The sequence below is a fragment of the Antarcticimicrobium luteum genome (genome assembly GCF_004358185.1).
GTDB lineage: Bacteria > Pseudomonadota > Alphaproteobacteria > Rhodobacterales > Rhodobacteraceae > Antarcticimicrobium > Antarcticimicrobium luteum.
In genome coordinates this window covers 77034-90640 of record NZ_SMUV01000066.1, presented here as the reverse complement: position 1 = coordinate 90640, position 13607 = coordinate 77034, and the positions used below count along the sequence as shown (strand labels likewise).

Genomic DNA, 13607 nt, shown 5'->3' with positions numbered 1-13607 from the left:
TTGACCGGCTGCGGTGTCATATAGGCTTTGAGTCCAAGAAAAAAGGGGGATCAGTCGAGACTGTCGCGGCTGAACAGGTACAGGACCGTGCCGATCAGCAGGGTGACCGCCAAAAATCCGAAAATTACGCCATAGGGGGCGGTGACGGCGCCGCCGGACAATCCGGAATGCAGCCTCCCGGTGACGAACTGCATCAGGCCGACCCCGCCGATGCCGAACAGGTTCATCAGCGTCACGCCGCGTCCGACCAGATGCGCGGGGATGAAAGCCCGGCCATGGGCGATGATCACCGGGAAATAGCCGCCCAGGAACCCGACCACCGCCAGCAGCGCCACCGAGAGCAGCGGGCTGGTTCCGATCACCAGGGTCAGCCAGACCAGCGCCGCGACCGATCCCAGCGCGCCGCCGGCCACCACCCATTTTCGCGTGCCCAGCAACCGGTCCATCGGGCCATAGCACAGCGTGCCGGCGATCATCGCCGCCCCCATGGCCAGGCTCGCCTGCCCGATCTGCGCGGTGGTGAGGTGGAACACATCGGCCAGATAGGGGCCGATCCAAAGGCCGCGCACCGTGGCCGCAGGGGCATAGTTGACCAGCATCATCGGCAGGATCAGCCACATCACCGGCAGCTTCAGGATCGTCAGAACCGACCCGCGCAGCTCGGTTTCCACCCGGGCCGGATCGCGGACCGATAGAAAGATCCCCGCCGCCACAAGGGTCGAAAGCGCGGCCAGCCCGGCCAGCGTGCCGCGCCAGCCGATCAATTCCGCCGCCAACGCCGTGGGATAGGAGGCGACGATATTGCCCGCCGACCCCACACCCAGCATCAACGCGGCCAGCGTGGCAAAGCGCGCCGGCGGATATTCGCGGGCGAAGATGTAATAGGAGGCCATCAGCACCGGCGAACAGCCGATACCGATCAGAAACATGGCGATGGAGATATGCGCCGGGCCACCGGCCAGCGCGAACAGTGCCGCCCCGCCGCCGCCGCCCAGCAGCAGCAGCACCGCCGCCGTGCGCCGCGGCCCGATTCGGTCAAGCGCCCATCCCACCGGGATCTGCATCGCCGCAAAGGACAGGAACCACAGCCCCGACGCCGTGGCCAGCGCCTCGGGCGCGGCGCCCAGATCGCGCTCAAGAACCTCGCTGAGAACCGCCAGAAAGGCGCGGAAAAACTGGCTCAGAACATAGGCCAGGCATAGCCAGATCAATCCCGCCACACGCCGCTCCTCCCTGCTGCATTTCCCTGGGGTGCCGCTGCGTCGCATGTTGCCGCGGGACACACAAGGGCGTGTCGTTCTGTTTCGGTGCATGGACGCGCGCCCCTGCCTGACCTACCTGTCACCCGGACCGGGTGCGGCCTGGCGAGGGAGACGGCGATGGACAGGGCGATGGATGACGACGGGTTTTATGATCGCCTGCGCCCGCAGGCGGATTTTTCCTCACTTGTCGCGCAGGACAGTTTCTCCCCGGTGCCGGGCGACTGGCTGGTGGCGACCGCCGATATCGTCGATTCCACCGGCGAGATCGGGCGGGGACGCTACAAGACGGTGAACATGGCCGGCGCCGCCGTCATCGCGGCGATCATGAACGCGATGGGGGGGCGGGCGTTTCCCTTTGTCTTCGGCGGCGACGGGGCCGCTTTCGCCATCGCGCCCCGGGATGCGGAGAGAGCCCGCGCGGCGCTTGCCGCCGTGCGCCGCTGGACCGCCGAGGAATTCGGCATGCAGATGCGCGCCGCGCTGGTGCCGGTCGCGGAGATCCGGGCCGCCGGACGCGATCTGCGGCTGGCGCGCTTTGCCGCCTCGCCGGGCGTGGACTATGCCATGTTCGCCGGCGGCGGACTGGCCTGGGCCGAGGCCAGGATGAAGGCGGGTGCCTATGAGGTGCCGCCGGCACCGCCTGGGACGCAGCCCGATCTGACCGGCCTGTCGTGCCGGTGGTCCAACCTGCGCGCGCGCAACGGCTGCATCCTGTCGCTGGTGGTCCAGCCGGTGCCGGGCGCCGACCCGGAGGGATTCGTGCAGGTGGCGCGCCAGGTCATCGGATTGACCGGGGCGCTCAGTCGCGGCGGCCATCCGGTGCCGGCGTCGGGGCCGGAGGTGCGCTGGCCGCCGCCAGGGCTGACGCTCGAGGCGCAGGCGCGCCATGGCGCCGCGCCGCTGCCGCGGTACAGGCTGGCGCTGCTGGTGAAGACCCTGGTGGCCTGGCTGCTGTTCCGGACCGGCCTGCCCGTGGGTGGTTTCGACCCGGCCAGCTATGCCGCCCAAGTCGGCGCCAATGCCGATTTCCGCAAGTTCGACGACGGCCTCAAGATGACGCTGGATTGCGACGCGGCCACCCGCGACCGGATCGTCGCGGCGCTGGATGCGGCCGCCGCGGCGGGCGCGATCCGATATGGCCTGCACGCCCAGGACGAGGCGCTGGTGACCTGTTTCGTGCCCTCGGTCCGGAAGCACGACCATGTGCATTTCATCGATGGCGCGGCGGGCGGCTATACCCGCGCGGCGGCCCAGATCAAATCCGCCTGAGCGCGGCGTCAGGCGCTATTTGCCGCCGCGCAACCGGCCGACGATGCCGGTGGGGAAGAAATAGACGCTGAGGATGAACAGCACCCCCAGCCACAAGAGCCAGCGGTCGGCGCTGAGCAACTCGGGCAGCACCGGCAGCCCCTCGACCAGGCCCGAGGCGGCGCCCATCAGCGTCTGCAGATAATTCTGCGCCAGCACGAAAAGCGTCGCGCCGATCACCGCGCCGTACATCGTCCCCATGCCGCCGATCACCACCATCAGCAGGATGTCGATCATCAGCTCCATCGACAGCGTGGTCTCGGGGCCCACATAGCGCAGCCAGATCGCATAGAGCGATCCCGCCAGCGCCGCCGCCGCCGCCGAAAGACAGGTGGCGGCCACCCGGTAATAGACCACGCGATAGCCGATCGCCTCGGCGCGGAAATCATTCTCGCGGATCGCCAGCAGCACCCGGCCAAAGGGCGAGTTGACCACCCGCAACAGCATCAGGAACAGCACCAGCGCGCCGGCGAAGACAAAGTAATAGGCCAGCAGCTTGCCGTTCAGTTTCACCCCGAACAGCTCGCCGCCCAAGGCCTCCTTGCCAAACTTGAAGGCCGGGCCAAGCTCGCGCGGCAGTTTGAAGGTCAGCCCGTCCTCACCCCCGGTCAGCCCGGAAAGCTGGCTCACCAGCACGGCGACGGCAGAGGCCACCGCCAGCGTGATCATGGCAAAGAAGATCGCCCGCACCCGCAAGCTGAACAGCCCGATCAGCAACGCCAGCGCTGCGGCGACCACGGCGCCCGCACCCGCGCCCAGAAAGATCGCGCCAAAGCCGCGCCCCAAATGGGTCAGCGACAACGCCACGCCATAGGCGCCGATGCCAAAGAACATGGTATGGGCGAAACTGACGATACCGCCATAGCCCAGCAGCAGATCGTAACTCGCCACCAGCACGATGAAGACGCAGATGCGCGCGGCGGTATCGACGGTGCGCACGCCGGGAAACAGGAATGGCGCCAGCGCCAGACCGACCAGGATAAGGGCCAGCAGGACGGCCAGCACCGTGCTGCGGGGCATGTCGCCGGACAGGATGGAACGGAACAGGGTCATTTCGCCTTCACCACCGGGATCATGCCCATCGGGCGCCACATCAGGATCGCCACCATCAGCGCGATATTGGAAATCAGCGCCGCCTTCGGCTCCAGATAGGCGACGTAGTTCTGCAACAGCCCGACCAGCAGCGCGCCGATGAAACAGCCCTCGACGCTGCCGAGGCCGCCGATGATCACCACGATGAAGATCAGGATCATCGCGTCATTGCCCATATGGGCGGTGATCACCTCCTGATAGAGGCCCCACATCACCCCGCCGAGGCCGGCAAGCGCAGAGCCGGCGATGAAGACGCCGACAAAGACCCGCCGCAGCCGGTAACCCAACGCCTGCACCATCTCGCCGTTCTGCACCCCGGCGCGCACGATCAGCCCAACCTTGGTGCGCCGCAGCACAAAGCGCATGGCGACGAAGACCACCAGCCCCACAACCACGGCGACCAGCCGGTATTTCTCCAGCGCCGCGCCGGCAAAGGTGATCGCCCCCTTCAGGCTTTCGGGGCGGGCGATATAGATCTCTTCCGGTCCCCAGAGCACGATGATCAGCTGCTCGACCACGATCAGCCCGCCCATGGTGACCAGGATCTGCTTCAGGTGATGGCCGTAGACCGGCATCACGATCACTTTTTCAAAGGCCCAGCCGACCAGGCCGGTCGCGGCCATGGCGCCGATCACCGCCAGCATCAGCGCCACCAGGTTCAGCCCCAGCGACGGCGCCCCGGTCATCTGCCCCAGCAGCAACAGAACGGTGACGCCGACAAAGGCACCGATGGAGACAAAGGCGCCGTGACCGAAGTTGATCACGTCCATCAGCCCGAACACCAGCGTAAGGCCGGAGGCCATGATGAAGATCATCATTCCCATCGCCAGCCCCGAAACCGTCAGCGTCAGCCAGCTCGAGGTCTCCGGGATCGCCAGCGCGCCCAGCAGCACCAGCGCCGGCACCAGCAGCACCGGCATCCAAGGGCCCAGCCGGTCGGCAAGGGACAGCTCCGCCATCTTTGGCGCATGTTTGGGGGCCGCGGTCATCGGGCGCCCCGCCGCATCATCTTGCCGTACATGTTCATGGCCTGCGCCTCCTCCCTCGCCGCAGGCCGGAACGGCGCACCGCCCCCCTGCGTCTTCTTTGCCCAACTGCTCACATCCGACATTCGCCGCACCCGCATCAATGGGCCTCCAGGCTCAGCCCCATCAGCCGTTCCTGCAATCCCGCGTCCCCTGACAGTTCGGCCATGGCCCCCGACCAGATCACCCGCCCGTCGTCCATCACATTGGCGGTGTCCCCCAATGCGCGGGCGACGGCGAAGTTCTGTTCCACCAGCAGGATCGAGGCGCCCTGCGCCTTCAGCTCTTTCAGCGCGCGCGCCATGGTCGAGACGATGGCAGGGGCCAGCCCCTTGGTCGGCTCGTCGATCAGGTAAAGCTTGCGCTCCTCGACCATTGCGCGGGCAATCGACAGCATCTGTTTCTGCCCGCCCGACAGGTTTCCGGCCTCGGATTTCCAGAAGGTCTTGAGCGGCGGGAAGGCGGTGAAAATCCACTCCAGCCGCGCGCTGTCGATGGGGCCGGAGGCGGCGGCGAGCACCATGTTCTCCTCCACCGTCAGGTCGGAAAAGATGCCCATGTCCTCGGGCACGAAGCCGACGCCGGATCGCGCGATGGCGGGGGTCGGCAGGGCGGTGATGTCCTCGCCGTCGAACAGGATGCGGCCCTGACGCGCGCGCCAGTGACCGATGACGGTGCGCAGCGTGGTGGTCTTGCCGACCCCGTTGCGGCCCAGCAGCATGGTGACCTGGCCGCGCGGCACCTCCAGATCGACGCCCTGCAGGATGTGATACTGGGCGATGTTGGTATAAACGCCCTCCAGACGCAGGATCGGGTCAGACATCTTCCAGTTCCTTGCCCATATAGGCCTCCTGCACGACGTCCGAGGCCATCACCTCGGCCGGTGCCCCGTCCGCGGCAAGCGCGCCGTTGTGCAGCACGATGATCCGGTCCGCCAGCGTGCGGATCACGTCCATCTTGTGCTCGACCAGAAGGATGGTGCGGTCGCGCTGCGCCTTCAGCTCCGCGATCAGATCCAGCACCACCGGCGCCTCGTCGACGCTCATCCCCGCGGTCGGCTCGTCGAACATGTAGACGGCCGGATCCAGCGCGATCAGCAGCGCCACCTCCAGTTTGCGCTGGTTGCCGTGAGACAGCTCCGAAACCACCTGATGGCGCTGCTCCAGCAGGCGCACACGCACCAGGATCGCCTCGGCGGCCTCGACCATCTCGGCATGTCCGGAGGCCATGGACCACAGGTTGAACCCCTGCCCCGAGCGCGACTGCACCACCAGGCGGACATTCTCCAGCACGGTCAGGTCCGGAAACAGGTTGGTCAGCTGAAAAGCCCGGCCGATGCCGGCCCTGGTCCGCAGCGACACCGACTGGCCCGAGATGTCGCGCCCGCGCAGGAAAACCTTGCCCGCCGTGGCGGGGATCTGGCCCGAAATCAGGTTGAAATAGGTGGTCTTTCCGGCGCCGTTGGGGCCGACGATGGCGGTCAGCTCACCTGCCTGAAAGCCGCAGCTCACGGCATCCACCGCCACATGGCCGCCAAAGCGGACGGTCAGATCCTGGGTTTCGAGGATGGGGTCTGTCATTTTGTCCTGTCCTTCTCGATCCCGCTGTGGCGCGGGCGGGGACGGCCTCCGGGGGCGGATCGGACAGGGGCGGGCCGGCGCACCAGCCCGCCCCCGTCGTCCGGTTCCGGGTTTACTTGTTCCGCACCGGGATCGGCAGATCCTCGATGGACAACTCGCGCACAAGTTCCGGGATCGCCCATTCGACGTTGGGATCGACCTTGATCTTGAAGTGGTACATCGACTGCATCGCCTGGTGATCCTCGGCGCGGAAGACCATCTTGCCCTTGGGCGTCTCCCATTCCATGCCTTCCATGGCGGCGATCAGCGCCTCGGTGTCGGTGCCGCCGGCCTTCTTGATCGCCTCGACCACCGCGAGACCGGCCGCCATGCCGCCGGCGGTAAAGAAATCGGGCGGCGTGCCAAAGCGCGCCTGATGCTCCTTCACCAGCCAATCGTTCACCGGGTTCTGCGGGAGGTCGTAGTAGTAATAGGTCGCGCCCTCCATGCCTTCGAACTCTTTCCAGCCCTTCAGCGCAGCCAGGATGTTCCCGCCACTGGCGATCTTGATCCCGAAACGGCCGGGGTCCATCGCGTTGACCTTGCTCATCGGGTTGCCGCCGCCGGCCCAGATGACGAACAGCTTCTTCTCGCCGTCCAGATCCTTCATCGCGTTAAAGATGCGCTCTGCCGCCGCCGTGAAATCGGTGGTGTCGGTGGGCACGTATTCTTCATGCGCGACGTCGGTGCCTGTGCCCTCCAGCGCGTCCTTGAACGCCGCGACACCGTCGCGGCCAAAGGCATAATCCTGCGCCAGCGTGGCGATATGCACGTTCGGGCCAGCCAGCGCGATGGCGTTGGACACCGCGTCCTGGGACGAGTTGCGCCCGGTGCGGAAGATATAACGGTTCCAGTTCTTGCCGGTGATGGAATCGGCCACCGCCGGTTCGACCAGCAGGATCTTTTCATATTCCTCGGCGACCGGCAGCATCGCCAGCGCCACGCCCGAACTGACCGGCCCGACGGCGAGGTCGACCTCATCGTCGCCATAGGCCTCTTCCAGCAAGGCGCGGCCGTTCTCCGGTTTCAGCTGGGTGTCCTTTTCGATCACGACGATCTTTTCGCCGTCGATCTCCATGGTGCCGCCAGTGGCGTACTCCAGACCCATCATCAGACCGTCGTGGGACTGTTTCGCATAGGCTTCATAGGGGCCGGTCTTGCCATAGACATGGGCGATCTTGATCTCGGCGGCGGCGGCACTGGCCAGGGCCAGCGCCGACACCATGCCGGCAACGAAAATGCGTGTCACGTTCTCTCTCCCTCGTACGCACCGTGGGTACGGCGCAGAACTTCCATGACTTTACGCTATCGTCGGGGTCTCATCGCGGTCAATTGCGTGTAAATACGCATGACCCGTTGAAGTCAGGCCTCTTTCCAGCGTTTGGCCAGGGCGCGGGAGGTCTGCGCCAAAACCAGAACGTCGATGCCGACCGCCAGGAACTGCGCCCCCATGTCGTGATAGGATTGCGTCGCCTCCTCGGTCACGCCAAGGATGCCGGGCGCCTTGCCCGCCGCGCTGATCCGCGAAATCGCGTCGGCGATCGCCGCCCGCACCTCGGGCGCGGCGCTGTTGCCCTTGAAGCCCATGTCGGTGGACAGGTCCGCCGGCCCGATAAAGACGCCGTCGATCCCGTCGACCGCGAGGATGTCGTCCAGCGCGGCAAGGCCGGCGCGGCTTTCCACCTGGACCAGCAGGCAGATCTCGGCGTCGGCGGTGGGGATGTAATCGGGGATCGAGGCGAACATGGTCGCCCGCCCGCCCGCCGCGCCGACACCGCGGGTGCCCGTCGGCGGATAGGTGCAGGCGCGCACCAGCTCGCGCGCCTGTTCGGCGCTTTCCACCATCGGAACCAGCACGGTCTGCGCGCCGGCATCCAGCACCTGCTTGATCAGCCAGGTCTCGCCGATCGGCACCCGCACCACCGGATGGCTGGGGCTGGCCGCCAGCGCGATCAACTGGTCGCGGATCGAGCGGATGTCGTTCGGCGCGTGTTCGCCGTCGAGCACCAGCCAGTCAAAGCCGGCGGTGCCCATGATCTCGGCGGCCTGGCCGTCGGCAAAACTCATCCAGCAGCCGATCTGTCTGCGGCCTTCGGCGAGCGCCTGTTTGAACGTGTTCTTGGGGGCGGGCATGGGAACCTCTCAGTTGAAAGTGTCAGGCGAAATTGATGTGAACCGAGCCGAACGGCCCGAAATCGGCGGCGATACGCGCGCCTGAGGGCGCTTCGATGGGCCGGATGAAAGAGCCCGAGAGGACGATATCCCCCGCCTCGATCTGCTGTCCATAGATCGCCATGCGGCGGGCGAGCCAAAGGACCGAAGTGACCGGATCGTTCAGCACCCCCGCGCCCAACCCGGTCTCCTCCACCACATTGTCGCGGGCGACGATGGCACCGACCCAGCGCAGGTCCACCGCGTCGGGCGCATGGCGTTCGGCGCCGATCACGATGCCGGCATTGGCGGCGTTGTCGCTGATGGTGTCCACGATGACGCGCGCCTTGCCGGTCTCGGGATCGGCGCGCAGCACCCGGGTATCGAGGATCTCCAGCGAGGGGGCGACATAGTCGGTCGCGGCCAGAACATCGTCGCGGGTGCAGTCGGCGCCCGCCAGCGGCGCTTTCATGACAAAGGCGATCTCAGCCTCGACGCGGGGCTGGATGAAGCGGCCCGCGGGCACGGTGGCGCCGTCGTCAAAGACCATATCGTCCAGCAGCACGCCGCTGTCCGGCGTGTCGATCTTCAGCGCGTCCTGCATCGCCCGGCTGGTGAGGCCGATCTTCCAGCCGATCTTGCGGCGTCCCGAGGCCAGCTTTCGCGCGATCAGCCGCGCCTGCACCGCATAGGCATCGTCCAGCGTCATGCCCGGATAGATCCGCGAGAGCAGCCCGCATTGCTGCCGGGTCTGCTCGGCGTTGAAGAGCGTCTCAGCCGCCTCGTCGTACTGATCGGGGGTCATTCGTCTTTCACCGTGTTGACCAGCTTGCCGATCCCCTCGGCCTCGACTTCCACCACATCGCCGGGTGCGAGGTATTTCGGAGGATCGAACCGCGCGCCCGCCCCGGTGGGGGTGCCGGTCACGATGATGTCGCCCGGCACCAGCGTGGTGAAGGTCGAGATATATTCGATCTGCCGCCGGATCGGGAACAGCATTCGCCCGGTGCGGTCGTCCTGCCGAAGCTCGCCGTTCACGCGTGTCGTCAGCCGCACGTCATCGAGCTGCGCCGGCGCGGTGAAGGGCACCAGCCAGGGCCCCATGGCGCCGGAGCTGTCCCAGTTCTTGCCCTGCGTCACGTTGAACTTGGCGTGCCGCACCCAGTCGCGCAAAGTGCCCTCGTTGCACAGGGTAATGGCGGCGATGTGGTCATAGGCGTCGGCCTGCGAAATCCGCCGCCCGCCCTTGCCGATGACAATGGCAATCTCGCCCTCGTAATCCAGCTGCGGCGTCTCCGGCGGGCGGATCAGCGGCCGGTCGTGGCCGGTGAAGCTGCGCGGAAACCGGATGAACAGCGACATGTTGGGCGGCGCCTCCTGCCCGTCCTTGTATTCCGCATTGCGGTCGGGGAAGTTGACGCCGACGCAGATGATCTTTTCCGGGGCAGGGATCGGGATCTGATACTCGAATGTCCCGTTCGGATGGGTCACCGGCTTGTCCTGCGCCGCGATGGCCAGATCGTAGAGCGCCCCGGCCTCGATCACCTCCCGCAGGGTCGGCCATTCCTTGCACGCAGGCGAGAGGGCGATCATTCCCTCCGGCACCGCCGCGCCGTAGAAGGTTTCGCCATTGGCGGTATAGGTGGCAAATCTGCTCATCGGCTCAATCCCTCGGCAATTTCGGTGATCACGTCATAGGCCATCATCACGTCTTCTTCGGTGGTCTCGAACTGACCGGCCTGAAAGCGGATGGCGATCTGCCCGTCGACGCGGGTCTGGGTCAGGTAGATCCGCCCGTCATCGTTGATCGCATTGACCAGACGGATGTTGAGATCGTCCAGATCCCGGGCGCCCTGCGGCGCATAGCGGAAGGTGAAGAGCGACCACATCGGCGGCGTCACGATCTCGATATCCGGATGGGTGGCCAGCTTGTCATGCAGTTGGCCCGACCATTTGACGTGGTTCCGCAACCGCGCGCGCAGCCCCTCCAGCCCGTAGGCGCGGATCAAGAACCACAGTTTCAGCGCGCGGAACCGGCGGCCCAGCGGGATCGACCATTCGGAATAGTTGACGATGCCCTCGGCGCCATGGGTTTTCAGGTACTCCGGGCTGATCGCCAGGGTGCGTACAAGATCCTCTGGATTTCGTACAAAATGCGCCGAGCAGTCGAATTGCGCCCCCAGCCATTTATGCGGGTTGAAGACCAGGCTGTCGGCGCCCTCGATCCCGGTCCAGTAGTGCCGGAACTCCGGACAGATCATCGCGCTGCCGGCCCAGGCGGCGTCCACATGGGTGTAGAGACCGTATTTGCGCGCAACCGCCAGACAATCGCCGATCGGATCGGTGGCCCCGGTGCCGGTGCCGCCGACGCAAAGGATCACGCCGGCGGGCTTGAGGCCGGCGTCGAGGTCGGCCTTGATCGCGGCCTCCAGCGCCTCCGGGTCCATGCCGCGCCAGTCGCCGGTGATCGGCACACGGATCAGGTTCTGCTGGCCAATGCCGGAAATCCAGATCGCCCGGTCGATGGAGGTATGCACCTCGGATGAGGCATAGACCCGCAGCGGCACCTGCCCGGCGAGCCCCTGCTGGTTGCCCTGCCAGTCCAGCGCCTTTTCCCGCATGGTCAGCACCGCCGCCAGCGTGGCGGTGGAGGCGCTGTCCTGGATGACGCCGGCGAACCCCTCGGGCAGGCCCAGAGACTGGCGCAGCCAGTCCATCATCCGCGTTTCCATCTCGGTTGCCGCGGGCGAGGTCTGCCACAGCATGCATTGCGGCGCGATGGCCGAGACGAGGAATTCCGCCAGCACCGAGGGGGCGGCGGCGTTGGAGGCGAAATAGGCGAAGAAACGCGGGTGCTGCCAATGGGTTATGCCCGGCATCACGATCTCTTCGAAATCGCGGAAAACCTGTTCCATGTCCTCGGGCGTCTCGGGAGGCGCGGCGGGCAGGGCGTTCAGCACATCGCCCGGCCTGGTCTGCGCCCGCACCGGCCGCTCGCCCACGGTCAGGTGATAATCCTGCGCCCAGTCGGCCACGCGGCGGCCCCATCCGGCGAATTCAGTCCATTTCATAACGTGGCCTCTTGTTTCTTCCGGTGAGCGCAGCTCACCGGATCGCGCCCGCCCTCGGGCCGGGCTCGATCCTTCGTTATTCTCCAGCGCCATTTCACGGCGCAATGATCGGCTGCGCGTTCAGTTGCGCGGGCACCGGCTCCTGTCCCTCGAACAGGCTGCCTTCCTCGAACCACGACCGGGGCGCGGCGGCGCCCCAGAGCGTTTGGCGTTGCGGGTCCTTCAGATCCCATTTGATCGGTTCCAGGTCCGGGTCCACCGTCTGATAGTCGGAACAATAGATCTCGATCCGGTGGCCGTCGGGGTCGCGGATATAGAGGAAGAAGGCGTTGGAGATGCCGTGCCGTCCCGGCCCGCGCTCGATATTGTCGACCCAGCCGGTGGTGGCCATCAGGTCCAGCAGGTCGATGATGTTCAGCGGGGTCGGCACCCAGAAGGCGGTGTGATGCAGCCGCGGCCCGGTGCCGTTGGTGAAGGCCATGTCGTGCACGCCGCCCTTGCGGTGGGTCCAGGCGGCCCAGAGATGGCCGCTCTCCTCGTCCTCGGTATATTCGGTGACCCGGAACCCGATCTCGTTATAGAAGGCGACGCTTTCGTCCACATTGGGCGAGAAACAGTTGAAATGGTCGATCCTGAGCGGCTTCACCCCGCGATAGAGCGCGTATTTCTGGTGGATCGGCGGCAGCCGGTCCATTTTCACGTAGAATTCCAGCGGGATGCCGTGCGGGTCGCGGGTGCGGAAGGTGCGCGACTGGAACGGGCGGTCGACCCACTCCACCGGCAGGCCCTTGGCCCTGAAGAACGCCTCCGCCTTGTCCAGATCCTCGTCGCCGAACAGCTTGAAGCCCAGATCGCGGGCGCGGGGGGCGTCCCCTTTGCGCAGCACGATGCAGTGATGGCCGCGTTCCTCCATCGCGCGCAGATAGATCGCCTCGCTGTCCTCGTCGGTGACCTGCAGGCCCAGCGTGTCGACGTAGAAGGCGCGCGATTTTGCCAGGTCGGTGACGATCAGTTCCACATGGCTGAGCCGCACGATGTTGAACGGCGGATAGAGGTTCGGGGCGGGGATGGGCATCTCGGACTCCTTTCAGGGGCGTCAGCGCGGCGGTCGGGCGGGGCCGGGGTTATCGGCCCCCTCACCCCTCCGGCCTTTCCGCGTCGCATCATTTCGGTCATGTCGGCCTATTGCACCGGAAAGATGACGTTGGTCTGCCCGGTGCCGGAAGAGGGGAAATAGGGCGTCACCACCTCGCATTTGGCGTCGTATTCGTCCCAGCCCAGCGCGCCGTAGAGCATGGCGGTGTCGTGCATCGACCCCTCGCCGCTGCAATGGCGGGCGTACTCCGGCAGCATCTTGAGGAAGGTGGCGTGATCGCCGGCCTTCCACATCTCCAGCACATGCAGGTCCATCTGCCGGTTGAACTCGGAACTGATGGTGAAGGTGCCATTGTTGGCCGCGTAATCCCTGTTCGCCCAGATCTTGTGGGAGAGCGAGCCGGAGGCCACCAGCAGCACCTTGCTGTCGCTGTCCTCGACCGCCTTGCGGATCGCGGCGCCGACGATGCGGCTTTCCTGATGGTCGTGGACGGTGCACCAGGCTGCGACCGAGACGACCTTCATCTCATGCTCGCGCGCCATGAAGCGCAGCGGCACCAGCGTGCCGTATTCCAGTTCCAGACTGTCCAGATGGTGCGACAGGGTATAGGCGCCCATGTCCGTGGCCGCCGCGGCAATCGCGTCGCCCAGCTCCGGGTTGCCCTGATAGTCATAGGGCAGATCCTGTATGAATTGGGGGAATTCGTTCGAGGTGAACACCCCCTTGAACCGGGCATTGGCGTTGATGTGAAAACCAGCGTTGATCACCCAGTGGGTGTCGCAGATCACCACCGTGTCGGCACCGAGCGCCTTGGCGCGCCGCGCGATCTCCGCGTGGCCGTCGATGGCCGGCTGCCGCCTGCCCTCCACCGGGCCCGGCTGTTCCGACATCAGCATGGTCGGCACATGGGTGCATTTGGCGGCGAGAACGATCTCTCCCATGGTCTTCTCCTCCTGAAATCCCGCGCGTTGGTCTTTGGGCGG

At 66.1% G+C, this 13607-nt stretch carries 13 protein-coding genes; 1 reads left to right on the top strand and 12 read right to left on the bottom strand.

Features of this window, described 5'->3' with window-relative positions; genetic code table 11:
• Positions 1 to 50: 50 nt before the first annotated feature.
• On the bottom strand, positions 51 to 1220 hold the full coding sequence (locus E1832_RS12020) for an MFS transporter (RefSeq protein ID WP_245513968.1): 1170 nt from the start codon (positions 1218 to 1220) through the stop codon (positions 51 to 53).
• Between the two features lie 159 nt (positions 1221 to 1379).
• On the opposite strand from E1832_RS12020, the gene E1832_RS12015 reads away from it, so the two are divergent.
• Positions 1380 to 2531 (top strand): DUF3095 domain-containing protein, encoded by a 1152-nt coding sequence (locus tag E1832_RS12015; protein WP_206021047.1) that lies wholly within the window; start codon positions 1380 to 1382, stop codon positions 2529 to 2531.
• Between the two features lie 15 nt (positions 2532 to 2546).
• Here E1832_RS12015 and E1832_RS12010 read toward each other — a convergent pair whose 3' ends face one another.
• The 11 genes from E1832_RS12010 to hpaD (E1832_RS11960) all read right to left on the bottom strand — a co-directional run bounded on the left by E1832_RS12010 (position 2547) and on the right by hpaD (E1832_RS11960) (position 13565).
• A complete protein-coding gene (locus tag E1832_RS12010; protein ID WP_425358972.1) occupies positions 2547 to 3623 on the bottom strand; it encodes a branched-chain amino acid ABC transporter permease in 1077 nt (358 codons plus the stop codon).
• Positions 3620 to 4651, bottom strand: coding sequence for a branched-chain amino acid ABC transporter permease (locus E1832_RS12005; RefSeq protein ID WP_133359999.1), 1032 nt, complete (start codon positions 4649 to 4651; stop codon positions 3620 to 3622). The genes E1832_RS12010 and E1832_RS12005 overlap by 4 nt, the downstream gene beginning before the upstream one ends.
• A 136-nt stretch (positions 4652 to 4787) precedes the next feature.
• A complete protein-coding gene (locus tag E1832_RS12000; protein ID WP_133359998.1) occupies positions 4788 to 5510 on the bottom strand; it encodes an ABC transporter ATP-binding protein in 723 nt (240 codons plus the stop codon).
• A complete protein-coding gene (locus tag E1832_RS11995; RefSeq protein WP_133359997.1) occupies positions 5503 to 6267 on the bottom strand; it encodes an ABC transporter ATP-binding protein in 765 nt (254 codons plus the stop codon). The genes E1832_RS12000 and E1832_RS11995 overlap by 8 nt, the downstream gene beginning before the upstream one ends.
• 112 nt (positions 6268 to 6379) lie before the next feature.
• On the bottom strand, positions 6380 to 7555 hold the full coding sequence (locus tag E1832_RS11990) for a substrate-binding domain-containing protein (protein WP_133359996.1): 1176 nt from the start codon (positions 7553 to 7555) through the stop codon (positions 6380 to 6382).
• Between the two features lie 113 nt (positions 7556 to 7668).
• Positions 7669 to 8439, bottom strand: coding sequence for an aldolase/citrate lyase family protein (locus E1832_RS11985; RefSeq protein ID WP_133359995.1), 771 nt, complete (start codon positions 8437 to 8439; stop codon positions 7669 to 7671).
• 22 nt (positions 8440 to 8461) lie between these two features.
• The gene (gene hpaH, locus E1832_RS11980) at positions 8462 to 9262 is read right to left on the bottom strand and encodes a 2-oxo-hept-4-ene-1,7-dioate hydratase (RefSeq protein ID WP_133359994.1); all 801 of its coding nucleotides are present in this window, start codon (positions 9260 to 9262) and stop codon (positions 8462 to 8464) included.
• On the bottom strand, positions 9259 to 10116 hold the full coding sequence (locus E1832_RS11975; protein ID WP_133359993.1) for a fumarylacetoacetate hydrolase family protein: 858 nt from the start codon (positions 10114 to 10116) through the stop codon (positions 9259 to 9261). The genes hpaH and E1832_RS11975 overlap by 4 nt, the downstream gene beginning before the upstream one ends.
• The gene (locus tag E1832_RS11970; protein WP_133359992.1) at positions 10113 to 11528 is read right to left on the bottom strand and encodes a pyridoxal phosphate-dependent decarboxylase family protein; all 1416 of its coding nucleotides are present in this window, start codon (positions 11526 to 11528) and stop codon (positions 10113 to 10115) included. The genes E1832_RS11975 and E1832_RS11970 overlap by 4 nt, the downstream gene beginning before the upstream one ends.
• A gap of 94 nt (positions 11529 to 11622) precedes the next feature.
• Positions 11623 to 12603 (bottom strand): 3,4-dihydroxyphenylacetate 2,3-dioxygenase, encoded by a 981-nt coding sequence (hpaD, locus tag E1832_RS11965; protein WP_133359991.1) that lies wholly within the window; start codon positions 12601 to 12603, stop codon positions 11623 to 11625.
• 107 nt (positions 12604 to 12710) lie between these two features.
• Complete coding sequence (hpaD, locus tag E1832_RS11960) at positions 12711 to 13565, bottom strand: 3,4-dihydroxyphenylacetate 2,3-dioxygenase (RefSeq protein WP_133359990.1); 855 nt, start codon at positions 13563 to 13565, stop codon at positions 12711 to 12713.
• Positions 13566 to 13607: the final 42 nt, after the last annotated feature.